Annotated in this window: 21 protein-coding genes; 11 read left to right on the forward strand and 10 right to left on the reverse strand. The window is 60.3% G+C overall.

The window, feature by feature from the left end; all coding sequences use genetic code 11:
* Positions 1-7 precede the first annotated feature (7 nt).
* Both ACSQ3J_RS27975 and ACSQ3J_RS27980 read left to right on the forward strand, forming a co-directional pair.
* On the forward strand, positions 8-1621 hold the full coding sequence (locus ACSQ3J_RS27975; protein WP_060503469.1) for a GMC family oxidoreductase: 1614 nt from the start codon (positions 8-10) through the stop codon (positions 1619-1621).
* A 31-nt stretch (positions 1622-1652) separates the two neighbouring features.
* On the forward strand, positions 1653-2600 hold the full coding sequence (locus ACSQ3J_RS27980) for an NAD(P)-dependent oxidoreductase (protein ID WP_244482028.1): 948 nt from the start codon (positions 1653-1655) through the stop codon (positions 2598-2600).
* Between the two features lie 17 nt (positions 2601-2617).
* Here ACSQ3J_RS27980 and ACSQ3J_RS27985 read toward each other — a convergent pair whose 3' ends face one another.
* The 5 genes from ACSQ3J_RS27985 to ACSQ3J_RS28005 are packed head-to-tail and all read right to left on the reverse strand — an operon-like array spanning position 2618 to position 6871.
* Positions 2618-3379 (reverse strand): ABC transporter ATP-binding protein, encoded by a 762-nt coding sequence (locus ACSQ3J_RS27985; protein WP_060503467.1) that lies wholly within the window; start codon positions 3377-3379, stop codon positions 2618-2620.
* A gap of 2 nt (positions 3380-3381) precedes the next feature.
* The gene (locus tag ACSQ3J_RS27990; RefSeq protein WP_082512055.1) at positions 3382-4446 is read right to left on the reverse strand and encodes a FecCD family ABC transporter permease; all 1065 of its coding nucleotides are present in this window, start codon (positions 4444-4446) and stop codon (positions 3382-3384) included.
* The gene (locus tag ACSQ3J_RS27995) at positions 4446-5153 is read right to left on the reverse strand and encodes a hypothetical protein (RefSeq protein WP_060503466.1); all 708 of its coding nucleotides are present in this window, start codon (positions 5151-5153) and stop codon (positions 4446-4448) included. The genes ACSQ3J_RS27990 and ACSQ3J_RS27995 overlap by 1 nt, the downstream gene beginning before the upstream one ends.
* Positions 5146-5769 (reverse strand): hypothetical protein, encoded by a 624-nt coding sequence (locus tag ACSQ3J_RS28000; protein WP_060503465.1) that lies wholly within the window; start codon positions 5767-5769, stop codon positions 5146-5148. The genes ACSQ3J_RS27995 and ACSQ3J_RS28000 overlap by 8 nt, the downstream gene beginning before the upstream one ends.
* A gap of 16 nt (positions 5770-5785) precedes the next feature.
* Positions 5786-6871: an ABC transporter substrate-binding protein gene (locus tag ACSQ3J_RS28005; protein ID WP_060503464.1), complete on the reverse strand. Its 1086-nt coding sequence runs from the start codon at positions 6869-6871 to the stop codon at positions 5786-5788.
* Between the two features lie 407 nt (positions 6872-7278).
* On the opposite strand from ACSQ3J_RS28005, the gene ACSQ3J_RS28010 reads away from it, so the two are divergent.
* Entirely contained in the window at positions 7279-9381 is a 2103-nt protein-coding gene (locus tag ACSQ3J_RS28010; RefSeq protein WP_060503495.1) for an NAD(P)-binding protein, read from the forward strand.
* Between the two features lie 36 nt (positions 9382-9417).
* Here ACSQ3J_RS28010 and ACSQ3J_RS28015 read toward each other — a convergent pair whose 3' ends face one another.
* Positions 9418-10752 (reverse strand): ATP-binding protein, encoded by a 1335-nt coding sequence (locus tag ACSQ3J_RS28015; RefSeq protein ID WP_200954921.1) that lies wholly within the window; start codon positions 10750-10752, stop codon positions 9418-9420.
* Entirely contained in the window at positions 10749-11486 is a 738-nt protein-coding gene (locus ACSQ3J_RS28020; protein ID WP_060503461.1) for a response regulator transcription factor, read from the reverse strand. The genes ACSQ3J_RS28015 and ACSQ3J_RS28020 overlap by 4 nt, the downstream gene beginning before the upstream one ends.
* 232 nt (positions 11487-11718) lie before the next feature.
* Between ACSQ3J_RS28020 and ACSQ3J_RS28025 the strand changes: the two genes are divergently transcribed.
* Positions 11719-12573, forward strand: coding sequence for a MipA/OmpV family protein (locus ACSQ3J_RS28025; RefSeq protein ID WP_436040787.1), 855 nt, complete (start codon positions 11719-11721; stop codon positions 12571-12573).
* Here ACSQ3J_RS28025 and ACSQ3J_RS28030 read toward each other — a convergent pair.
* On the reverse strand, positions 12570-12785 hold the full coding sequence (locus tag ACSQ3J_RS28030) for a hypothetical protein (RefSeq protein ID WP_060503460.1): 216 nt from the start codon (positions 12783-12785) through the stop codon (positions 12570-12572). The two genes, ACSQ3J_RS28025 and ACSQ3J_RS28030, sit on opposite strands and share 4 nt — an antisense overlap.
* Positions 12786-12908: 123 nt before the next feature.
* Here ACSQ3J_RS28030 and ACSQ3J_RS28035 point away from each other — a divergent pair, with 123 nt between their 5' ends.
* From ACSQ3J_RS28035 to ACSQ3J_RS28055, 5 genes are all read left to right on the forward strand, one after another.
* Complete coding sequence (locus tag ACSQ3J_RS28035) at positions 12909-14435, forward strand: ABC transporter substrate-binding protein (RefSeq protein ID WP_060503459.1); 1527 nt, start codon at positions 12909-12911, stop codon at positions 14433-14435.
* 86 nt (positions 14436-14521) lie between these two features.
* Complete coding sequence (locus tag ACSQ3J_RS28040) at positions 14522-15463, forward strand: ABC transporter permease (RefSeq protein ID WP_060503458.1); 942 nt, start codon at positions 14522-14524, stop codon at positions 15461-15463.
* A complete protein-coding gene (locus ACSQ3J_RS28045) occupies positions 15463-16332 on the forward strand; it encodes an ABC transporter permease (RefSeq protein ID WP_060503457.1) in 870 nt (289 codons plus the stop codon). Before ACSQ3J_RS28040 ends, ACSQ3J_RS28045 begins: the two co-directional genes overlap by 1 nt.
* Positions 16333-16335: 3 nt before the next feature.
* Entirely contained in the window at positions 16336-17547 is a 1212-nt protein-coding gene (locus ACSQ3J_RS28050) for an amidohydrolase/deacetylase family metallohydrolase (protein WP_060503456.1), read from the forward strand.
* 71 nt (positions 17548-17618) lie between these two features.
* On the forward strand, positions 17619-18086 hold the full coding sequence (locus ACSQ3J_RS28055) for a RidA family protein (RefSeq protein ID WP_037110393.1): 468 nt from the start codon (positions 17619-17621) through the stop codon (positions 18084-18086).
* Between the two features lie 16 nt (positions 18087-18102).
* Here the strand turns inward: ACSQ3J_RS28055 and ACSQ3J_RS28060 are convergent, their stop codons facing one another.
* Complete coding sequence (locus ACSQ3J_RS28060; protein ID WP_060503455.1) at positions 18103-18918, reverse strand: IclR family transcriptional regulator; 816 nt, start codon at positions 18916-18918, stop codon at positions 18103-18105.
* Between the two features lie 112 nt (positions 18919-19030).
* On the opposite strand from ACSQ3J_RS28060, the gene ACSQ3J_RS28065 reads away from it, so the two are divergent.
* Together ACSQ3J_RS28065 and ACSQ3J_RS28070 are read left to right on the forward strand one after the other, a co-directional pair.
* On the forward strand, positions 19031-20230 hold the full coding sequence (locus ACSQ3J_RS28065) for an aminotransferase class V-fold PLP-dependent enzyme (protein ID WP_060503454.1): 1200 nt from the start codon (positions 19031-19033) through the stop codon (positions 20228-20230).
* Positions 20231-20265: 35 nt separating this feature from the next.
* Positions 20266-22107, forward strand: coding sequence for an ABC transporter ATP-binding protein (locus tag ACSQ3J_RS28070; protein ID WP_436040789.1), 1842 nt, complete (start codon positions 20266-20268; stop codon positions 22105-22107).
* Between the two features lie 506 nt (positions 22108-22613).
* Here the strand turns inward: ACSQ3J_RS28070 and ACSQ3J_RS28075 are convergent.
* Complete coding sequence (locus tag ACSQ3J_RS28075; protein ID WP_436040790.1) at positions 22614-24914, reverse strand: TonB-dependent receptor; 2301 nt, start codon at positions 24912-24914, stop codon at positions 22614-22616.
* Positions 24915-24933: the final 19 nt, after the last annotated feature.

A 24933-nucleotide genomic window follows, 5' to 3' on the forward strand; every position in this document is an offset into this window, starting at 1 on the left:
ACCTTTCATGATCTACGACTTCGTCATCGTCGGCGCAGGGTCGGCCGGTTGCATCCTTGCAAGCCGCCTGAGTGAGAGCGGCCGCTACAGCGTTCTCCTCGTCGAGGCGGGCGGCAAGGACTCGTCCTTCTGGTTCAAGATCCCGATCGGCTACGCCAAGAGCTACTACAACCCCAAGGTCAACTGGATGTATTCGACCGAGCCGGAGGCTGCGCTCGACGGGCGGCGGATCTATGTGCCGCGCGGCAAGGTGCAAGGCGGATCCGGATCGATCAATGCCATGGTCTTCGTTCGCGGCGCCGCCGATGATTTCGACGACTGGCAAGCGGCCGGAAATCCCGGTTGGGGTTCTGCCGATGTCCTGCCCTTTTTCAAAAAGCTGGAGACCCATGAAAAAGGTGCCTCCCCCTGGCATGGCGACAAAGGGCCGATCCATGTGACGCCGATGCGCGGCATGACCCATTCCGTCACTGATGCCTATCTGAAGGGCTGCGAAGAGCTGCAGCTGCCGTCGACAACCGATTTCAACGGGGCCTCGATCGAAGGTGCTGGAGTCTATGATATCAACACCCGCAATGGCCAACGTTCGCATTCCAGCGCCGAATATCTTCGCCCGGCCCTGAAACGGGCCAATCTCTCGATCGAGCGTGGTGCCATCGCTCAGCGGCTGGTCTTTGCGCCGGATGGGCGCGCGACCGGCGTCGAGGTTCTGCAGGATGGCACTGCGCGAACGTTTTCGGCAAGACGCGAAGTCATCGTCGCGGCCGGCGCGGTCGATACACCAAAACTGCTGCAGTTGTCAGGGATCGGCGATGGCGCAGAGCTTGGTGCGAAGGGGATCGAGACCCGCCACCATCTGCCGGCTGTCGGCGAAAATCTGCAGGATCATCTCGCTGCAAGTTTCTACTATCGCGCCAACCGGCCGACGTTGAACGGCGTGTTCGGCAGCCTGTTCGGGCAGGCTCGGCTGGGGCTGCAATATGTGCTGACCCGCAAGGGACCGTTTGCGATGAGCGTCAATCAGGCGGGCGGCTTCTTTCGCGGCAACCCGGCGCAGGAGCGGCCGAACATCCAGCTTTATTTCAACCCCCTCTCCTACCGTATTCCGGTCGATGCCAGCGCCTCGATGGTGCCGGAGCCTTATCCGGGCTTCCTGATTGCTTTCAATTCCTGCCGGCCGACCAGCCGGGGGCGCATCGCCCTTGCCTCTGCCGATCCTTCAGCTGCAGCGTTGATCCAGCCGAATTATCTGTCGACTGACCGTGACATCGAAGATGTGATTGAAGGGAGCCGGCTGGTGCGCCGGATCGCATCGGCGCCGTCGCTGGACGCCATCATCGATGCGGAAGTATCCCCGTCTCTATCGGCCACGAGCGATGAAGACCTGCTCGACTATTTCCGCGCCAATGCCAGCTCGATCTATCATCTTTGCGGCAGCTGCATGATGGGGCCGGATGCAAGGACATCGGTGGTGGATGCCCGGCTTCGGGTGCATGGGGTCGAAGGCCTGCGCATCGTCGATGCCTCGGTCTTTCCGAATGTCACAGCTGGCAACATCAATGCGCCGACGATGATGGTTGCGGAAAAGGGTGCGGCGATGATCCTCGAAGACGCGGCGTGAACACCTGACGACAGCGCCCGGATGGCGACCGATGGAGCCGCTTTCCGAGCCCAACCAGAAATGGAGGACGGATATGCGCTACGGCTTTATTGGACTTGGGCATCTCGGCCAGCATCTGGCAGGCAGTCTTGTGCGCGAGGGTTTTTCAGTCACCGTGCACGACCGGGATCGCGGTCGTGCAGAATCATTGCTGGCGAATGGGGCAGTGTGGGCGGACAGTCCGCAGGCACTCGCCAGCCAGGTTGATGCGGTCATCACCTGCCTGCCGTCGCCTGCGATTTCGGAGGCTGTGTTGACCGGTCCGGATGGTATTCTGTCCGGCTTGAAAGTCGGCGGCACGTGGATCGAGATGAGCACGCTCGACCAGAACGATATCGAGCGTCTGGCGGCGATTGCTGCAGCAAGGGGCATTCGCATGCTGGAAGCCCCTGTGACCGGCGGAGTTCACCGTGCGGCGGCAGGCGATATCACCGTCATTGCCGGTGGCGATCGCGACCTGTTTGAGGCGCATCTGCCGGCGCTCAGCGCCATGGGCGGCGAGATATTTCACGCCGGGCCGCTCGGCAAGGCAGCGGTGATCAAGGTCATCACCAATATGCTGGCCTTCATTCATCTTCTGGCGACCGGCGAGGCGCTGATGCTGGCAAAGAAGGGCGGCATCGATCTGACCGATGCCTTCAACATCATCAAGGCAAGTTCCGGCAACAGTTTCGTGCACGAGACCGAAGGCCAGGTAATCCTCAACGGCAGCTACAACATCAACTTCACCATGGATCTCGCCTGCAAGGATCTTGGCTTTGCGCTTGGCTTCGGCAAGCAGTTCGGCGTGCCGCTCGATCTCGCGTCGCACACGCTGCAGACTTTCATCCGCGCCCGCTCGACCTATGGCGGCGACGCATGGTCGTCGCAGGTGGTAAAGCTGCTCGAGGACGCAGTTGGCACCGATCTGCGCGCGCCGGGGTTTCCGTCCGAACTATAACGCTATCGGTGCAAGGTTCATTCGGAATGGACCGGTCCATAGCTTGCGACGATGTTTGACACCGACCGGCCACCGGCTGAATAGGTCAGCTGCCTCATCGGAATCCCGTAGAGTTCCGAAAGCCGTTCTTCGGTACAGGCGGTCTCGATGCTGCTTTCGTGGCACCGGCCTGCCCCATGCAAAAGGATGGCCCGGTCGGCGATCTCCAGCGCATGAGTGGGCTCGTGGGTTGTCATCACGATGGTCAGGCCGCGCTCTTTCGAGAGTTTTTTCAACATCGCGAGCATCAGGGCCTGATTGCGAAAGTCGAGCGCCGAGGCGGGCTCGTCGAGCAAGAGAATTTCGGCTTCGGAAGCGAGGGCACGGGCGATCAGGGCCAACTGGCGCTCGCCGCCGGACAATGTGCCGATAGCCCGTTCAGCGAACGCGCGTAACCCGACAAGATCGATCGCATCCGCCGCGAGTGCGCGGTCGCGGGCGGTGGGGTTGGAAAACAGGCCGACATGACGGGCACGGCCCATCAACACGACATCGCGAACGGAATAGCTGAAGGGGGTGGCGAACTGCTGCGGCACATAGCCGACCGCACCGGAACAGCGGATTGTTCCTGCCGTTGGCGTTGCAAGGCCGGCCAGGCACTTGAGCAGTGTCGTCTTTCCCCGGCCGTTGCGGCCGAGCAGGACGACGGTCTGCCCTCTGTCCAGCGAGAAGGAGAGATCTTCAAACAAGAAGGGTGTGTGTGCGGCATATCGGAACCCAACCGCGCGCGCTTCGATCATTTCTACCATCCCTCGCTTCGTGTCCGGTGCAGGAGCAGCATGAAGACGGGAGCGCCGACGATTGCCGTCAGGACGCCGAGTGGGATCTCGGCTGCGACCAACGACCGAGCCATCGTATCAACGGCCAGCATGAAGCTCGCGCCAAGAAGGGCGGCAGCGGGAAGAAGCCTGTTATGATCCGGCCCGACCAGCACACGTGCGAAATGCGGAACCACCAGCCCGACCCAGCCGATAATGCCGGAATTGGCGACGCTTGCCGCGGTGATGCCGGTCACGCAACACAGAATGAACCAGCGGCTGGGCTCGACCTTGAGGCCGAGCGCCCTCGCCTCTTCGTCGCCGAGCGACAGGATATTGATCCGGAACCGCATCATCAGCAGCGGGATGGCAAACAGCGCCACGATTGGCACCATGTAGAAGGCACGTTCGGGAGTTGCGCTGGCGAACGATCCCATCAGCCAGAAGACGATGGCGGGTAGCGTATCGTTGGGGTCGGCGAGGTAGGTGGCGAGCGAAACAAGCGCTGAAAACAGCGCCGACACCACGATGCCGGACAAGACCAGCATCAGGATCGAGGATCGGCCAGCCTTGCGGCTCGCCAGCACCACCAGCACGAGCGCCCCGAAACCGAGGGCGAAAGCCATCGACCAGAGGGCCATGGCGCCAAGACCGAGCAGGATTGCCAGCACGCCACCAAAGGCAGCACCGGAGGAGACGCCGATCACATGCGGATCGACCAGCGGATTGCGGAACACACCCTGCAGAACGGCACCCGACAGCGCCAGCCCGGCGCCGACAAAGGCACCGATCAGCATGCGCGGCACCCTGACGAGTTCGACGACGCGCCAGACCGGTTCCGCCACCGCCGCACGGCCTTCGCCAAGACCAAGCCAGCCACCGGCGAGAGTTACCAGATCGAACAAACTCACCGAATAACGGCCGATGCTGAGCGCGGCGATGGCGGTTGCGAACAGCAAGGCAACCAGCGCCGGCATCACCAGTCTTTGCGGCCCAACTCTGTGGTCAACCGCGTCGAAGGAGGCGTTTTCTTTCACGAGCGCCGACATCAGCGCAAAGTATCCGGCACGGTATCCTTGCCGGACACGAGGACCCCATCAGGAGCGATCAGCGCTTCCAGGATATCGTGGAACAGATTGGGCTGGTAACGCGGGTCGGAACAAAATTGTTCGATATGGTCGCCATTGTGCACGAACACCTTGCCGCCGTCCGGCATCTGCCAGACCCAATCGACAGGCCCTTCGTGGATGGAGCCGTCGGCGGTCGGTCCGCCGATCAGACATAGCGCCTGTCCGCCTTCCGGGACGTCCGTATACCCGCGCGCATATTGACCAAGAATGCCTTCGTGGCGGTGGAAATTCTCGAAATCCATCCGTCCGAAATAGGCGCCCGGTTGGGCGGGGCGGATCATCCAGTTGGTGAACGGCCGCGGGCTGACCGTCTTGAACGGAGAGAGGCAGGGTAGCCACGGCAGGATGATATGGCCGTTGATCAGGAAATGCCCGCCTGCTGCGAGATAGGCAACGAGTTTCGGCTCAATCGATTTCATGAAAATCTGATCGTGCATGCCGGAGACGAACAGCACATCAACATCATCGAGCGCGATGTCTTCCAGATCATAAATATCGTGCGCGCTGTAGCGCCAGTTCTGCGGGACGAGACCGCCCATGCGGTCGATATTGTAGCTTCTGGTGGAGCGGACATAGAGCAGGTGCGGCCGCTTCCCGCCGCGAAATGCCGGTGCCTGTTCAACCACGTTCCTGTACCTCCGCCTTGAGCCACGGGTAGAAGCCGTTGAGAAAACGTGTTGTGGCCGGCATGAAACGGCGGCCATGATGGGTATGCGGGTCGATCGTCGAGGCAATCAGTCTTCCGCCACCGGCCACGGGCTGGTCGTACATCAGACAGCCCTCGTCATTGTCGAGGTTGAGGATCGGGGTCGCGCCTTCGGCAAACCGGAACGCGCCGAAGAAATGCCAGCACATGTCGGCGAGCGGAATGGCCTTTGCCATGGAGTGACCGGGATTGGGCTGATAGGCCTCCATCCGCCCGCCCGGCTTCATCCACCATTTCCAGTCCTCGGTCTCGCGCGAAAACCACTGCACGGTCACGACATCGAGCCATTCGTCCATGCGGTTCGGTTCGAACACGATCAGGAACCCGCCATTGGCGAGGTAATCGTTGAGCTGGCGGGCGTGTCTTTGCAGCAGCGCCTGATTGGAGAAGTCGGGGACGACGATCGCCTTAAACCGGCCGAGATCGACGCGATCGAGCGTGCGCAGATAGATCTCTTCGTCGAGATAAGTCTTGTAGTCCTGATAGCATTGCAGATGCGCGCCATCGCCGGACGTGATGAAACCAATATCTTTCACGTCGTCCCCTCTTCCTTTACTCGGCCTTGCCGAATGCTTCGGCGTAACCGGCGCTCTTGCCATTCCAATCCATCTGCATCAGCTGGTCGATCTGTTTGTCGGAGAGCTTTTTGCCATAGAGCAGCTGGAAGCCATCGGTGACGGCTGCGCGCATATCGGTCTCGAAGAGGTCCGGATAGCCAATTTCGGCAAACCACTGATAGGTGAGTTCGCCGCCTGCAGCCGTTGCCGGATCGATGGCCGGTGTCTTGTAAACGCGGCCGTTCTTGACGGCGTCAAGCGCGCCGAGGACCGGGTGGGCAAGAATATCCGACGGCTTGATCGCATCGTTGTAGTAGTTGACGAAGATGATGTCCGGCTTCCATTCGAGCAGGGATTCCGCGCCGACCTTGACCGAACCTTCGGTGAAACCCGCTTCCGTTGCTGCGTTCGCGAGCCCCGAAGCGGCGAAGTAGGCCTCTTCCCGGCCGAAGACGACGAATTCGTTGTCGTTCATGCTGTCGATAAACGCGATGCGCGGTTTGGGCCGGCCGGCTTTTTCAAGAACGGCAGCAATATCCGAGACGGTCTTGTCCTCCCAGTCGAGAAAGGCCTTCGCGCGGTCTTCCTTGCCGAGGATCTGGCCGAGCATCGAGACATAGCCGCGGCGGGTTTCGCGCGATTCCGTACTGACGGTGGCAACCTTGATGCCGGCATTTTCCATCGGTGCGACACGCTCGTCGCCCTTGGCCTGCCATTGCACGACGACATCTGGCCCGGCTTTCAGAATTTCCTCGACATTCGGGATGAAGTTCGGGGCGACGAGATCGGTGCGGATATCGGCAATCTCGGGGAACAACTGGCCGATCACACCGCCCATCAGCGCTGCCTTGGCGCGCGGGTTGATCGCGGTCAGGCGCTGCGTGCCGCCATCGAGTGCGATCAGTGCTTCGGGAATGGGCAGCGGGAAAATCGCGACGCTGTCGACGGGACGCTGGATCGTGATGTCCTGGCCACGCGAATCCTTGACCGCGATGTCGTCGGCACGAGCCGGTGAAAAGGTCAGCGCTGCAAGGCTTGCGAGCAGCGGCAAGAGCGAGCGGGAATATGGCAGTCCGGTCATGAAGACACCCCTTCTGGCGAATATGTCATTCGCATAATAATCATGACTTCAATAGTCAAGTATTCGTTTGGGATATGAACCTGGATGCGTGGGATGCCGTAGAATACAAGCCGCAAGACCCTTTGCTTTCGGGCATTGAACTCCACTCCCTGGGTGGCGTCGGTGCGCTTCGGGCCGATCAAAGAGTCGAGGGGTGATGATGTGTTCACCCTGACCGGGGGAGGCCGCTGGGTAACAAGACTTCTCGTTCCAATGGGCCGATAAAGTGAAATATTTTCAACAGACTATCGCTAATTATATGACTGTATAAATTTCCTTGCACGATGGACGAAGCCCGCTATCCTGCCTGTACAGACTGCCCGGAAAAGCGGCAGTGGCGACAACAGCAAGTGGACGACGGCCAGACGATGATGAGAGATCCCCGCTACGATGTGCTTTTCGAACCGGTGAAAATCGGGCCTTTGACGGCACGCAATCGCTTCTACCAGGTCCCCCACTGTTCCGGCATGGGCTATCGCTATCCCAACGCCGAAGCGCATATGCGCGGGATCAAGGCGGAAGGTGGCTGGGCGGTGATTTCAACACAGGAGGCGGAAATCCATCCAACCTCCGACCTGACGCCCGCCAACGAGGCCCGGCTCTGGGATGACGATGATATCGGCGCATTGGCGCTGGTTGCCGACAAAATCCACGCGCATGGAAGCCTTGCGGCAATCCAGCTGGTTCACAACGGCCTGCACGTTGCCAACCGTTTCAGCCGGATGATCCCGCTCGCGCCCTCGCATGTCGTCGGTGATGGACTGGATCCGGTGCAGGCGCGGTCCATGGACAAGTCCGATATCGCCGACATGCGCCGCTGGTACCGCAACGCCGCCATCCGCGCCAAACAGGCCGGTTTCGACATCATCTACATCTATTCCGGCCATGACATGAGCGTGATCCAGCATTTTCTGTCGCGGCGGCACAATCACCGTACCGACGAATATGGCGGCTCATTCGAGAACCGGCTGCGGCTTTTCCGGGAGATTCTGGGTGACGCGCGCGACGTCGTCGGCGATACCTGCGCGCTTGCCGTCCGTCTGGCCGTCGATGAGTTGCTCGGACCTTCCGGCATTACCTGCGAAGGCGAAGGCCGCGACATCATCGAGGCGCTGGCCGAAGTGCCCGATCTCTGGGACGTCAACCTGTCGAACTGGTCGAACGACAGCCAGACGTCCCGGTTTTCCGAAGAGGGCTTTCAGGAGCCGTATATCCGCTTCGTCAAATCGGTGACCACCAAGCCCGTGGTCGGTGTTGGGCGCTACACGTCGCCGGACAGCATGGCGCGGGTGATCACGCAGGGCATCATGGATTTCATTGGTGCGGCACGCCCGTCCATTGCCGATCCGTTCCTGCCGGTGAAGATCGAGGACGGCCGGATCGACGACATCCGCGAGTGCATCGGCTGCAATATTTGCACCTCCGGCGATAACACCTGCGTTCCCATGCGCTGCACGCAAAATCCGACGGTGGGCGAAGAATGGCGCAAGGGTTGGCATCCGGAAAGGATTGCAGCGGCCGAGACCGCCGATGCTGTGCTGGTCGTCGGTGGCGGACCGGCAGGGCTCGAGGCGGCGCGTGCGCTGGCGCAGCGCGGACTTGACGTGACATTGGCCGAAGCCGGCCGGGAATGGGGCGGTCGTGTCAGCCGCGAAAGCCGGTTACCGGGGCTTGCAACATGGGCGCGCGTGCGGGACTGGCGCGTGGGACAGTTGAAGACCTACCAGAATGCGCAGATGTATCTGCAAAGCCCGCTCAGCGCTGAGGATATCCTGCAATACGGCATTCCTCACGTTGCCATCGCTACCGGCTCGCACTGGCGCAGTGATGGCGTTGGCCGCACGCACTGTCTGCCGCTGGATTATCTTCAGGCGGGCGTCACCGTATCTCCGGATGCTTTGCTTCGTGACGGTGCAAACGCGGTAGCGGCAGACGGCCCGGCCGTCATTTTCGACGATGACTGTTTCTACATGGGCAGCGTGTTGGCTGAACTGCTGGCGGCGTCCGGACGGAAGGTCACCTTCGTGACGCCGGAGGCGCAGGTTTCGCCGTGGAGCAATCATACATTGGAACAGGCGCGGGTCCAGCGGCGGCTGATCGACCTGAATGTGACGATCATCACCGCCCACTGTCTTTCCGGCCGCACGGCCGATAGTCTTGAACTGGCCTGCATCTACAGTGGAAAGACCCTGTCGATCGATTGCGCCACGCTTGTCACGGTGACCGCCCGCCTGCCTGACGAGGGGCTCTGGCTGGAGCTGACTGCGCGCCGCAGCGAATGGGCCAATGCCGGCATCCAGTCCGTGACGCGTATCGGCGACTGTCTGGCGCCGGGGTTGATCGCGGCTGCAAACTATTCGGGCCACCAATATGCGCGGGAGTTTGGAACGGCGCGGCCGGAAGATGCGGTGCCGTTCCTGCGCGAGGACATTGGCATGATCCGGTCAGCCGCCCCGGCCGCAGGCAGTTGAACCGGCATATCGATTATCCGCAAGTTGCCGCCGCCATCACGCCGCCAAGGCAAGCGTTTTGGGAGCCGCTATCGTCACCGTCAGCCCGCGGGGCTTGGTATCGGACAGCTCCATCAGGCCGTGATGGGCCTGGACGATATCGGCGACGATGGAAAGGCCCAGCCCGAAGCCTGCCTTCCCTTCCACCCGTGCCTGGTCCACCTTGAAGAAAGGCTCAAGCACGCGCGCCCGCAGATCGCTGGGAATGCCCGGGCCATCGTCCGAGACGGTGATTTCATAACCGGCTTTTGTTTCGCTCAGGCGAACCGTGACATGGTCGGCGAACTTGACGCCGTTGTCGCAAAGATTGGTGATTGCCCGCATCATCGCCAGCGGTTTGCAATGAACGATCATTCTGTCCGGCCCGGCGTAGCGGACCTGAAAACCGATATCGCTGAATTCGGCACAAACGGTTTGCAGGATGCTGACGAGATCGGCCTTCTGCATCGGTTCGATGGCATAATCGTCCCTGAGATAATTCAGGCTTTCGGCAAGCAGGCGATCAATCCTAACCACGTCTGACAGCAGCGCTTCGCGCAAGGGGCCTTCGTCCAGGCGTTCGGTGCGCAGCCGCAGCCGCGTCAGCGGGGTTCTGAGATCATGGCCAATTCCCCGCAGCATGCGCGTGCGCGATTCCACCATGATCCGAATACGGTTGCGCATGCCGTTGAGCGCGCGCGCGAGCGCGACGATTTCGACGGAGCCGCGCTCTTTGAAAATCTGCGAACCATTTGCGATGTCGGCCTCGTTCGCCGCCTGGGAAATCCGCCTGATCGGCTCGGTGATGGCCTTGATGGCAAAGAGGAAGAAGAACAGGACGAGCACGATGACGGCGACGATGTAATAGGCTCCCTGGCTGACGGTGGCGCTCGTCAAGATGGCGTCGGGTATGCCGCTGAGTACGAGAAGCGTCGTGTTGTCGATCTCCAATGCGATAACCCGCTCTCCATCAAGAAATGTGCGCCAGCCGCCAATCGGCGGCGTTGCGCCATCGGTTGGAAACAGCCATTCGACGATAGATGCGGCGATGCCGCCGACTTCAGGCGAACCCGTAAAGCGCGTGCTGACCGAGGCCGGCTGCAGCGAGAGTTTCCAACCTGCCCGGCCGGCATTGGCAAGAATGGCGTCCCGTTCCTGCGGGGTGGAAAATTTCAAAAGCTCCGCGACGGCGTTAACCCGCTCGGTGATAGTTTCCATGTTCGGAGCGCCGCCATCGCTTTTGGCCCAGCGCTCCAACGCACGGCCGGCGATAATCACCGTCAGCAGGGCCGCGACGATGACGAACGTAATCTGGCCGCGGATGGTGCGAGGCACGAGGCGGCTCAATCTCATAGCTCTTCGACCGCCGCCGTGAACATATACCCGCCGAGCCGAACTGTTTTGACGAGAACGGGATCGCGCGCATCTACCTCGATCTTCTGCCGCAAGCGGCTGATGTGAACATCGATGCTGCGTTCGATAGGCCCAGCCAGACCGGCATGCGTCACCCCCAGCAACTGTTCTCGCGTCAGCACGCGGCCGGGGTTCCGGCAGAATGCCAGCAGCAGATCAAACTCATGTGTCGTCATTGCCACGCGGGCGTCACTGGGATTGTGCACCTGCCGCCTGAGAGGGTCGAGGCGCCAGCCATCGAACCGCAGCAACCTTTGCCGGGCTCCACTCAACGGCGGCAGTGCCGAACGGCGGAGAAGGCCGCGGATGCGCGCAATTAGTTCGCGCAGGTTGAAGGGTTTGGTGACGTAGTCGTCGGCTCCGATCTCCAGGCCGACGATGCGGTCGATTTCACCATCAGCCGCGGTCAGCATGAGAATGGGAATATCCGTGGTGACGCGAAGGCGGCGGCAAAGGCTCAAGCCGGTCTCTCCGGGCAACATCACATCCAGGATGACCAGGTCGAAATTTGACGCCCGCATGCGGGCATCCATGGCCACCCCGTCCGCGGCGATTTCGGCGGCCATGCCGCTTTCGTTGAGGCTATCCCTCAGCATGCCGGCGATCTGCACATCGTCTTCGACGATCAGAATTCGGGACATATCCGGCAAAGCGCGACTTCCTCCACCGTGCATCCTGCCCCCATCCTTTCTTTTCCGGCCGTCTGGACTAGCACGGCTGGCGCCGGTTTTGACCCAGGCAAATATTAAGATTTGTTGCGTGATTGCGTGCCCGCCGGGCGACGCGAAACAATCCGCAACATTATCCAACATTGCAGCCTTTTGCAGCATGGCAAAAGAGAGCAGCGAAGACCGCTCCCTCGGCGCTTTCCTGATCGCAAGGCCGACGGCAGGAACCGGAGATTTCATGCCTCACAACCCCATCCCGACATGCTGGCTCCAGGGCAAGCTCTCTCTGGCACTTCTCTCGGTGCTGATCATGCCTGCATCCGGATACGCCGAAAGCCTTCCGGTTGGTGATGGCAGAACTACGGCGCCCATATTCATCCCAGACCGCTTCGGAGCCGTTGCACAAAAACTGCACGGCTGGGACACCGTTATCGGTGCAGGCGTCATGTACCGGCCGAAATATGAAGGCAGTCGCGACATGGAGATTTCGCCGGTCCCCTTCGTCTCGGCGACGTTCTTCGACCGGTGGACCATCGATCCCTCCGGTATTGGGGTGAAAGCCTATGAGCGGGGGCTTTTTCAACTGGATGTCAAATTTGGTTACGATCTTGGCCGTTCCGAGGACGATTCAGATGATCTTCGAGGCCTCGGCGATATTAATGCGGCCGCCACGATCGGCGGTAAGGCGAGCCTGAATTATGGGTCCGCGACCTTCTTCGTTTCGGCTGACAAGATGATCGGCGGCAGCGATGGCCTCATCGGCAAAGCTGGCATCGAGATCACGCAACCCGTTACGGAAACCATCATCCTGGGCGCCGGGGCGTCCGTGACGTTTGCCGACAGGAATTACATGGAGACCTATTTCGGCGTGGATGCAGGTCAGGCAGTTCGCTCCGGTTACAGAACCTACAAGCCGGGCGCGGGCGCAAAAAGCATTGATCTCTCGGTCTCCGCGACCTATCTGATCAACGGCAACTGGATGCTGCGCGGCGAACAGACACTGGGCATGGTTACCGGCGACGCGGCCGACAGCCCCATCGTCAGGCAAACCCTCCAGCCTTCAAGCCTGCTGATCCTCGGTTACCGATTTTAGGTGTGCTTACCACGGCCGCGAGGCGCCGTGAACGGCTCGAAGCGCACGGCCGTCGGAGCGGCTGTTCCATTCAAATAGTTGTGATCGCCGGTTGTGGGAAAGCGGATTGCTGCCGCCGATGCGGACACTTCGTGCTCCGGAGCTGAATCAAACGCAATATTTTCAAGGCCTGAACCCGGACAACCCGCCATCAGCCTGCAATCGGTGCTCATGAATACCAATCCGCTTGGTGGTCATCTTGCGGTCACATTTTCCTATTGACAGAAACTGCATGCGTTCTATTCTGTTATAAGAATACATATAACATAATAATGGAACAAATGGGAGGCTCCAATATGAAGATGATGACAGCACTTTTACTCGGAACGGCATTGACGGTCTTACCCTCCAGCCTGTTTGCGCAGGAGAAGGGGGGCATCGTCAACGTCGCTACGATCGGCGAACCGCCGACGCTCGACCCGATGTCATCGACCGCCGATCTCGTCGGTATCGTCACGCAGCACATTTTCGAAACGCTCTACACGTTCGACAAGGGCTGGAAGGTGACGCCGCTTCTGGCCGAGAGCCTGCCGGAAATCAGCGCCGACGGTAAAACCTATACGATCAAGTTGCGTACCGGCATCAAGTTTCACGACAATACGGACATGACATCCGACGATGTCGTCGCTTCGTTGCATCGCTGGGAAAAGATCGCTTCGCGTGGCAAGCAGGTGGCCGGCTTCATCACCTCGATCGAGGCCGTCGATCCCGCAACCGTCAAAATCACGCTGACGCAGCCCTATGCGCCGCTCGCCTCGCTGCTCGCCTTCAACAATTCCGCTGCCATCATCATTCCGGCTGAAAAGCAGGATGACGTGATGAAGGACTTCATCGGTACGGGTCCTTACATGCTGAAAGAGCGCAAGGCCGATCAGTATATCCAGCTGACCCGCTTTGACGGCTACAAGTCGCGCGGCGGCGAGAGCGATGGTTATGGCGGCGCCCGCCACCAGTATCTCGATGAGATCCGCTTCGTTCCTGTCCCGGATCCGAACACCCGCGTCGAAGCTGCAATCTCCGGCCAGTATGATTATGTCGACTCGATCGCGGTCGAATCCTTCGACAAGATCAAGGCTTCGTCGGCGACGCAGCCGATGATGCTGAAGCCGTTCGGCTACCCGGTCTTCGTCTTCAATACGGCTGAAGGTGTGAGCAAGAACGTCGCCGTGCGCAAGGCCATCCGTCAGGCGCTCAGCATGGAAGACATGATGGCCGCTGCCTTCGGCAGCCCGGACTTCTTCTCGCTCGATGGCGCAATCTATCCAGAGGCTTATTCTTGGCATACCGAAGCAGGCACCGATGGCGCCTATAACGTGGCGGACCCGGAAGGGGCTGCGGCTGCATTGAAGGCCGCCGGTTACAATGGCGAGCCGCTGCGCATTCTCACCAGCCGCCAGTATGAGTTCCACTACAAGATGGCGCAGGTCGCAGCGGAATATCTGAAGCTTGCCGGCTTTACCGTCGACATGCAGGTTGTCGACTGGGCGACGCTGACGCAGCGCCGTGCCGATCCGAAGCTGTGGGATATCTACATCACGCATAGCCCCTTCTTGCCGGAGCCGGCTTTGATCGGTTCGCTCTCGACCAGCTCGCCGGGCTGGTGGGACACGCCCGCCCGCAAGGCGGCGGTGGATGCCTTTACGGCGGAAGTCGATCCCGACAAGCGCGTTGCCTTGTTCGGCGATGTCCAGAAGGCAATCTATGATGACGTTGCCTTTATGAAGATCGGCAACTTCAACGCAGTTGCAGCCAAGTCGACCAAGCTTGAAGGTGTCGATCCGGCTCCGTGGCCATACTTCTGGAATGCCTCGATCGCGAAGTGATCATCGGGTAATCGACGACACCGGCTCATCAGGGCCGGTGTCCGTTCCGGGCCTGCAGGTGTCCGGAGCATAAGGATCAGGCTTTCATGATACGGTACATTTTCCAGCGCCTTTTCGGCATGATCGTCGTGATGTTTCTCGTCGTCACGATCGTTTTCGTCATCGTGCGCGTTACACCCGGCGACCCGGCTGCGGTCATGCTCGGACCAGACGCCACGCCCCAGGACATAGCCGATCTGCGCACGCAGCTCGGGCTCGACCGGTCGCTCGGCGTTCAATACATCTATTATATGGGCCAGTTGCTGAGGGGGGATCTCGGTCAGTCGATCTTCCTGAATATGCCCGTGACATCGGCACTGCTCGACCGGGCCGAACCGACCTTTTTCCTGACGCTGTTCTCGCTGCTGATTGCCTGTGCCATCGCTCTGCCGATCGGCATCTATGCGGCCTACCGGCGTGGCTCGATCTTCGACCAGGCCGCCACGGCACTGGCAATGCTCGCCGCCAGTATCCCGAGCTTCTGGCTCGGCCTCATCATGATGCAGGTGTTTGCGGTCCGTTTCGACATGTTTCCAGTGTCCGGTTATGGCGGGCCGGGATCGACCTTTACGGAGCGGATGTACCATCTGGCTTTGCCGGCGTTTGCACTCGGGATCGTTTCTTCCGCGCTGGTGCTGCGTTTTACCCGCGCATCGATGCTCGATGTTCTCGGTGATGATTATATCCGCACCGCCCGCGCCAAGGGTTTGATCGAGCGCCGCGTCATTCTCAAGCACGCCCTGAAGAATGCGCTGATCCCGATCCTTACCGTTATCGGCCTGACGGCGGCGGTTCTCGTTTCAGGTGCTGTCGTCACCGAGACCGTGTTCGGCCTGCCAGGGATCGGCAACCTTGTGGTGTCGGCCGTGCTGCGGCGCGACTATCCGGTCATCCAGGGTGCACTGCTGGTCATCGCTGCGCTCTACGTCCTGATCAATTTTGCCATCGACATGCTCTATCTGCTGGTCGATCCGAGGGTGCGTTACTGATGACAGCAATCGTCTCCAAACCGGCGCTCAGCGAGCGCAGCAAGTTCATCCGGCGGCTTTTGAAGCGCAAGACGGTGGCTTTCGGATTGATCGTCCTGACGATCTTCGTGCTGCTGGCTATTTTCGCGCCGCTGATCGCACCCTATTCGCCGTCGAAATTGTCGATCGTCAATCGGCTGAAACCACCAAGCGGAACCTTCATTTTCGGTACCGACGAATTCGGCCGCGACGTGTTTTCGCGGACGATTTATGCCGCGCGACTGTCCCTGCTGGTCGGTGCTGCCGTGGTAACGCTGTCTGCCGTGATCGGTGTGACGCTGGGGCTGATCGCCGGGTTCTTCAAACAGTTCGATGCGCCGATCGCCCGGCTGATCGATGCGATGATGGCGTTTCCGGATATTCTTCTCGCCATCGCGCTGGTGGCGGCCCTTGGTCCGTCGCTGACCACGGTTATCATCGCGCTCAGCATTGTCTATGCGCCGCGTCTGGCGCGTATCGTCCGCGCCTCGACGCTGGTGATCCGGGAACTGCCGTATATCGAGGCATCCCGGGCGTTGGGTATCTCGACGCGGCACATCATGACGCGTCACGTGCTGCGCAACCTGTTGTCACCGATCCTGGTGCAGGGCACGTTCCTCTTTGCCAGCGCCATGCTGGCGGAAGCCGGCCTCTCGTTCCTCGGCCTTGGCGTCAGCCCGGAAATCCCGACCTGGGGCACGATGATATCAGCCGGACGGCAATATATCGGCCAGGCCGACTGGATGACGTTGTTTCCAGGCTTTGCCATCATTCTCTCCGTGCTGTCGCTGCAAATGGTTGGCGACGGATTGCGCGATCTGCTCGATCCAAGACTTCGAAAGGACTTATAAATCATGTCTTCCGGATATGAGGCGAAGGGGCCTGTGCTTCTCGCCAACGTCAAACCCATGGCCTTCGGCGCAGGTGTACCCAGCACCTCGATCGATATTCTCATCAATGCCGACGGCCGCATCGCTGAAGTTGGCCCGTCGCTTTCAGTATCCGCAGATGTTCAACGCATCGACGGCAAGGGTGCGTGGATCTCGCCGGGCTGGATCGACCTGCATGTGCATATCTGGCATGGCGGCACGGATATTTCGCTGCGCCCGTCCGAATGCGGCGCCGAACGTGGCGTCACGACGATGGTCGATGCGGGCTCCGCTGGCGAAGCCAACTTCCATGGTTTCCGCGAATACATCATCGAGCCGTCGCGCGAGCGCATCAAGGCGTTCATCAATCTCGGCTCCATCGGCCTTGTCGCCTGTAACCGGGTGGCGGAACTCAGAAGCATTCAGGATATCAATCTTGATCGTATTCTCGAGGTCTATGCCGAAAATTCTGAGCATATTGTCGGCATCAAGGTACGTGCGAGCCATGTCATCACCGGTTCCTGGGGCGTAACGCCGGTCAAGCTTGGCAAGAAGATCGCCAAGATCCTCAAGATCCCGATGATGGTGCATGTCGGCGAACCGCCGGCGCTCTATGACGAGGTTCTCGAAATCCTCGGCCCTGGCGATATCGTCACTCATTGCTTCAACGGCAAGGCGGGTTCGAGCATCATGGAAGACGAGGATCTGTTCGATCTGGCCGAACGCTGCGCCGGCGACGGTATCCGGCTGGATATCGGCCATGGCGGCGCGTCCTTCTCGTTCAAGGTTGCAGAGGCGGCGATCAACCGCGGCCTTCTGCCGTTCTCGATTTCAACCGACCTGCACAATCACTCGATGAACTTCCCGGTCTGGGATCTGGCAACGACCATGTCGAAACTGCTGGTGGTCGGGATGCCGTTCGAGAAAGTGGTGGAAGCTGTCACCCAGGCGCCGGCCTCGGTCATCAAGTTGCCAATGGAAAATCGCCTTGCCGTCGGGGAACGCGCCGACTTCACCATCTTCGATCTCGTCGATTCCGACATCGAAGCAACGGATTCCAATGGTGACGTCTCGGTTCTCAATCGGATCTTTGAGCCGCGCTATGCCGTCATCGGTGCCGAGGCGATCGCCGCCAGCCGTTACATTCCACGTGCGCGAAAACTCGTGCGTCACAGCCATGGTTATTCCTACCGGTAACCGGCCATTTTTACGTTTTTGCAGACACAGGAGTTCGCGTGAACAGTTCCACAGCAACCGTCGCCGGCAGGATGGGGTCGCCCGCCGAGCGGCTGGCCTCGCTCGGCCTCACGTTGCCGCCGCCGCCGCCGCCGATTGCCAATTTCGTCACGCATGTGCGCGAAGGCAATCTGATCTATCTCTCCGGTCAGGGACCGCGCGAGGCGAATGGCTTCATGCATACCGGCAAGGTGGGTACCGGCGGCGTCACGATCACCGACGCCTACGGCCACGCTCGGTTGACCGGCATCAATCTGCTGGCCGTGCTGCAGGATGCGCTGGGCGACCTCTCCCGGGTGCGCCGCGTGGTCAAGCTGCTTGGCATGGTCAATGCGGAGCCTGATTTCGAGGATCATCCAAGCGTGATCAACGGTTGCTCCGATCTCTTCGTCGAGGTCTTTGCTGACGCTGGCCAGCATGCGCGCTCTGCCGTTGGCTTCGGATCATTGCCGGGGAATATCACCGTCGAAATCGAAGCGATCGTCGCCCTTTACGACTGAGGAACCATCCGGCATGTCAATGGCTGCGCCAGCCCATCAAGGTTTCGATCCGCTCCGCCGACGCGCGGACATGGGACGTGTAATGCGTCTCGTCGGAAAAAGCCTTCTGCTCCGGCAGAACGATAGAGATCGTGGCAACGCACTGCCCTTCGCGGTCGCAGATCGGCGAGGCAATGCACGCAACGGCATAATCGGATTCGCCGGCCTGAATGGAAAGCCGGGCGTGCATGGCTTCCGCCGCCGCCGTGGCCAAGGTCGCCGGATCGACATCGGCGCGGCCGGTGGGCGACGAGCGGGCACAGCGCTTGAAGAGTTCGAGGCGTTCGTCATCCGGCAGATGGCCGACCAGAAGGCGGCCGGACGCGGTCCAGTTCAGGGGCACACGGGTTCCGACCCGCGAGGTGACCTGAAAATGACTGGGGCCTGCCGCCATCGCCAGCACCAGCATATGATCGCCGTCACGGCCGCAGACCTGAACGGTCTCCCCGGCCTCACGGCAAAGATCGTGCATTTCATGGGTGGCGACGTTCATGAAATCGAGCGAGCGGGCATAGGCCAGACCGTAATGGTAAAGCCGGGCGCCGAGCCAGATCATGCTGTCGGCATCGCGCGTCAGCAGGTTCTTTTCGACGAGATCGTCGATGATCACGTAGACGGTGGACAAGGGCGCACCAATCGCCTTGGCGATCGCGTAGGCGCCGGAAGGCGCACCGGTCTCGTACAGGTAATCGAGGATCTGCAGGGTCCGGTCGATGCCGCTGACGCGCGAACGCTTTTCGCCTTTGACATTATCCAGGACTGCGGTGGAAACGGGCTGGGTTTTGGTATCCAAGAGAAAAGCTCACATTGCGATTTGGTATCGTTATTACATTATTATGGCATAGCTGTCGACTGCCTGAAGGCGATGTCTTCAAATTGTGACAGCGGAATTTTTGGAGAAGACAATGCCCACTGAAGACATCCGCACATCGCTTGGCCTGCGTCCGGTGATCAACGTTTCAGGCACGATGACCAGCCTTGGTGCATCCATCGTCGTCCCGCAAGCCATTGCCGCGATGACGTCAATCCTGCCGCAATTCGTCGAGATGAACGACCTGCAGCGCAAGGCAAGTGCGGTGATCGCAAGGCTGACCGGCGGCGAAGCGGGCTTTGTCACGGCGTCGTGTTCGGCGGGTATCAGTCTGGCTGTTGCCGGAACGATCACCGGCAATGACCTGCTGGCCATCGAGAAACTGCCGGAAGTGAGCACCCAGAAGACCGAAATTCTTGTGCAGATGGGCCATGTCGTCAGCTATGGCGCGCCGGTCGATCAGGCCGTCCGGCTGGCGGGCGGCAAGACTGTGATGATCGGTCAGGCAACCTCGACGCACCGCTACCACATGGAAAACGCCATAAACGAAAAGACGGCGGCGGCGCTCTACGTCATCTCGCACCACGTCGTCGATTACGGCCTGCTCAGCCTCAAGGAATTTGCCGAAATCGCCCATGCCAAGGGCGTGCCCGTCATTGTCGATGCCGCATCGGAATATGACCTGCGCCTCTTTCTCGAACAGGGCGCCGATATCGTGATCTATTCGGGCCACAAGTTCCTCGGCGGCCCAACCTCCGGCATCGTCGCCGGCAAGAAGGAACTGGTCCGCCACGCCTTTCTCCAGAACATGGGGATCGGCCGCGGCATGAAGGTTGGCAAAGAGAGCGTCTTCGGCGTCATGGCCGCGCTTGAAGCCTGGGAGACCCGGGATCACGATGGCATCCGCGCCCGCGAAACCGGCTACCTGCATTTGTGGCGCGACACGCTGGAAGGACGTCCCGGCGTCCAGGCGCTGATCGAGCCGGATCCGACCAACAACCCGCTAGAGCGCATGCGGGTGATCATCTCGGCGCCCGAAGCCCATATCACCGCCTGGGATCTTGCTGATGCGCTGGCCCGCGGTACGCCGCCGATCATCGTGCGCGATCATGAGGTCGAGCATCGCTATTTCTATCTCGATCCCTGCAACCTGCACCCCGGTCAGGAGACGATCGTTGCCAACCGTCTGGCCGAAGAGCTCGACAAGGCCAGGGCCTCGAACGAGGTCATCGCGACACCGCTGGAAAACCGCAGCAAGCACCGTTTCGACGGCGCTCTGCGCTGGCCGGATTGATCCGACCATTCTGAAACCCAACAAAGGATTCCGCCATGGCCAGTTCCCTCGCCCACAAGATCGACCCCGCGCAGCCCGTCCTGTCGGTGGAGAACCTGACGACATCCTTTATGGTCGACGGGGAGTGGAAACCGGTCGTGCGCAACGTCTCGTTCGCGGTCGCCCCCGGTGAAACGGTGGCGATCGTCGGTGAATCCGGTTCCGGCAAGAGCGTCACCTCACTGTCGATCATGCGGCTTTTGCAGACTGATACCAGCCGCATCGAAGGCAGTGTGCTGCTTGACGGGCGCGATATCCTCAAATTGCCGGAAAGCGCAATGCGCAAGGTGCGCGGCAACGATGTGGCGATGATCTTCCAGGAACCGATGACGAGCCTCAATCCGCTCTTCACGATCGGCGACCAGATCTCCGAAGCGCTTCTCTGTCATTCGGCGATGAGCAAACGCGATGCCCGGGCCGAAACCATCCGGCTTCTGGAAAAGGTGCGCATTCCTGCGGCCGCTTCCCGTTTCGACGAATATCCGCACCGGTTTTCCGGCGGCATGCGTCAGCGCGTGATGATTGCCATGGCGCTTGCCTCGCGGCCGAAGCTGTTGATCGCTGACGAGCCGACGACGGCGCTCGACGTCACCATCCAGGGGCAGATCCTGGAACTCATCAAGACCCTTCAGGAAGAGGAAGGCACCTCTGTTCTGTTTATCACGCATGACATGGGCGTCGTCGCTGAAATCGCCGACCGCACAGTGGTGATGTATCGTGGCGAACAGGTGGAGACCGGCCCGACCAGCGATATCTTCTTCCGCGCCAAGCATCCCTACACCCGCGCGCTTCTGTCGGCCGTGCCCGTGCTGGGGTCGATGAACGGCAAGGACCGGCCGATGCGCTTTCCGATTGTCGATCCGGCAACCGGACTGCCCGACACCCCCGCCGAAACGATCGACACGGTCGCCTCGGGCAAGCGCCCGGTTCTGGAAGTGCGCAACCTCACCAAGCGTTTCGACATCCATTCGGGCCTGTTTGGCCGTCTGACCAGCCGTGTTCATGCCGTCGAAAACGTCTCGTTTGATCTGCATGCCGGCGAAACCCTGTCGCTGGTCGGCGAATCCGGCTGCGGCAAGTCCACCACCGGCCGCGCCATCATGCGTCTGATCGAGCCGCAGGCTGGCTCCGTCATGGTCGAGGGCACCGAGGTCCTGACGCTCGACAAGGACGGCATGCGCGAGATGCGCAAGAGCGTCCAGATGATCTTCCAGGATCCCTTCGCCAGCCTCAACCCGCGCATGCGCATCGGCGCGGCGATCGCCGAACCCTATCTCGAACACAGGATGGGAACAGAAAAGCAGGCGCGCGATCTGGTGGCGGATTTGCTGGTCAAGGTCGGCCTGTCCGCCGACATGGCGTCGCGCTATCCGCACGAATTTTCCGGTGGCCAGCGCCAGCGCATCTGCATCGCCCGCGCACTGGCGCTCGATCCGAAGGTGATCGTCGCCGATGAAAGCGTCTCGGCGCTTGATGTCTCGATCAAGGCGCAGGTAATCAATCTGCTGCTCGACCTGCAGCAAAGCCTCAACCTCGCCTTCCTGTTCATCTCCCACGACATGGCCGTCGTCGAGCGCGTCAGTCATCGCGTGGCGGTAATGTATCTCGGCGAAATCGTCGAGATCGGTCCGCGTGCTGCTGTCTTCGGCAATCCGCAGCATGCCTATACGAAAAAGCTGATCTCGGCCGTGCCGATCCCCAATCCGGATCGGCGCCGGGAAAAGAACAAGATCAGCAATGACGAGATCAGAAGCCCGATGCGTCCGGCGGATTACAAGGCCGTGCCGATCCAGTATCACGAAGTTTCGCCGGGCCATCTGGTGGCGATATCAGTGTGACATGATGAAAAGTCGGCACACTTTATCCGTTTAAATTGTGCCTGCTCGAGAGGCAGTGCACCCGATGCGGATGACTGGTCACTCGGTGCTGCCGCCGAAAAATTTGGAAAGACTACGCAGGAAGCCGACCAGCCAGGCGCACCGCCTTTTGCCAACCCTCCCCTCCCGGCGCACGATGCAACCGTGTCGCAGTATCGATGGCCGTCAGGTTTCTGGCTCAACCTCGCGTCAGTGACGTCAACTTTTGGTGCAGTGCCGATGACATTTGCGGTCAAAGCGCCGAGATTCCGGATGACCTCTTGTCTCAACGCATGCCGCTCTTTCCGGGGACTGGCAGCGGCGTGCACCATCAGGGTTCAGGTATCTTTGCGGCCCAGCAAGACACTGCTCGCGAGCGGCCGGTGGCGGCTGCGCGGTCGATTGAATCTGCCGGCCCCGCTAGTTAGGGCCGGCAACAAGGTCACTATCCAAGGCGGCTGCCTTGGACAGTGATGGCGGCAGGGTCGTCAAAAAGCGACCCTCAAAGAAAGCGTGGCCGACCGGGGCGCGCCCAACATCCATTGTGTCGAACTGCCCGAGGTAGCATAAACCTCGTCGAACAGGTTCTCGACAAAGAGGTCGAGTGAAGCCGTCTCGGTCGGCCTCCACTGCAGGCCGGCATTCACGACAGCATATGCCGGCCGTGTCGCCGTGTTGGCATTGTTGGTGTACGCCTCGCCGGCATAGTGGACCCCGGCCTGCGCCATCCAGTTTTCAGCGAAGTCCCAGGAGGCATAGAAATTAGCGGCAAAGCGGGGGACGTTGGGTGGCGTTTTTCCGGAAAAATCGCCACTCGCCTGAATATAGTTGTCGAATTCAGCCTTTAGAATGGTGCCGTTGGCATCGATGCGCCATCCTCCATTAAGCTCCAGTCCGATTGCCGCCTGTATGCCCTGGGACGACTGCTGCCCGATCTGGCGGATGATGGTGTGGTTGTTGGGGTCTCGGGCCAATACGTTCGTCTTGACGATACGATAAGCCGAAAATGTCGCTTCGGCTCGGTCGTCCAGGAAACTGTATTTGACCCCAACTTCATACTGTTCTCCCTCGGGGAGTGCGTAATCCTTCTGCGCATCCGACAGCGACAAAAGGTTGCCGATCGGTTCGGATGCCGCGGAGTACTGTGCGTAGAGCGCCACGTCGGGGTGTGGATTGTAAACCATACCCACCCGCCAGCTCAGCGAATCGTAAGTCCGCTCGAAAGCGACGCCGGTCTGTGGGTTGGAGCGGTTCACGGTGGGGCTGTCGTAACGCAGACCACCAACGATCGAGAACTGATCCGTCAGCGCCAGCCTGTTGTCGGCGAACAGTGAATATTGCCAGACCGTGCTGCGGTTGTTCGTGAGGAGGTTGTCTGGCCCGATGAATTTACCTGGATCGAAATCGATGGCAGGGACAGTTGAGGCGCCCGGATAGGGTGAGTTGTTGGTGTTCGCAAAGCGAATGCGGTTTATGTCGAAACCGATGACGGTGTTGTTGTCCATACCGGCAACTGTGCTGTCGAGCACCAAATCCGTGCGGTTGCCGTACTGCTCATAATCATGGTGGACGGCAATGTAGTCGCTTCGCAACACCGTTTTGGTCGCTGGCTGGTAGAGGTAGCTCTCGACGTTTCGCCATTGGCGGTCGCTCGAGATGCGGTAGCTGGTGCTGTTGAGAGTGAGATTTTCCGCAGCCTGCCACTCGGCCTTGATCTGAGTGAAGTTGTCCTGGTAGCGGTTGAGTGCGTCGGCGACGTTGTAGTTTTGCTTGCGCAGGCGTTTGTCCAGTTTCCCATCGACAAGCGGGGTACCGAAATATGCGGTGGGCTCGGTGTCGCCGTAGTCATGGGAAAAAGTGAGTTTCAGATCATCGGTGGCCTGCCAGAGGACGCTCCCGGATATGGCGAGATTCGACGCATCGCCACGTTCGATCCAGCCTCGCGTATCCCTCGCACTGACATCAAGACTATAGGCCAGGCTGTCGTTGATCGGCCCGGCGCTGCCGAAGGCCAGCCCCTTCTTGCCGTCGGTGCCGATCGTCGTCACGATCTCATTGCGGCGGCTATCGGTAAGCGGCCTCTTCGGAATGATGTTGATAGCACCGCCAATCGCACCCTCGCCGTAAAGAACGGAGGCCGGCCCATGCAGGATCTCGATGCGATCGACCGTGTACGTATCGAAGGGAAAGCTGATGGTGCCGGCTGCGGGATAGAAGCGCGTACCATCGTAAAGGCGCGCTACGGCTCCATTGCCGGTGAAGCCGCGCATGCCGAGGGAGGTACCCCCATTGCCCGGCGAGCCCAGAAAGGTGATGCCTGTGCCGTTACGTGCGATGGCCTGGTTGACGTCGGTCTGACCGCGCTTGCGGATGGTGTCTCCGTCAACGATCTCGACACTGGCAGGCGTTTCGAACGGCGTGAGATCGAGGCGACTACCCGCGTTCGACCGGGCCTTGAGATTTGGACCCGGCCCTACTCGATCACCCTTGCCGGAGACCCTGATGGTTTCCAGCTCGGTGACCTGGTCTGTGAGTGGCTTTTTACCTCGCACGACCTCCTGCGCTTCACCACTCGCCGCCGTCAAGAGGACGGCGGCGAGTGCGCTGCCAGACAGTAATGTAGCACGAATTGGACGATACTTGGGATCGAGGCGGAGGGCGGCATTTTTTGAGGCGCCTATGGCGTGAGGTTTGGAAAACAAGGTGGAATGCTCCAGCGGTACGTTGCACGTCACCGCGACCAAAGCCGCCTTCGCCGCATTGTTTTGCGGCGAAGATTCGGCTTTCACCAGGACACCCCGCCCAGCG

It is taken from the genome of Rhizobium sp. LjRoot98 (assembly GCF_964252935.1).
Taxonomy (GTDB): domain Bacteria; phylum Pseudomonadota; class Alphaproteobacteria; order Rhizobiales; family Rhizobiaceae; genus Pararhizobium.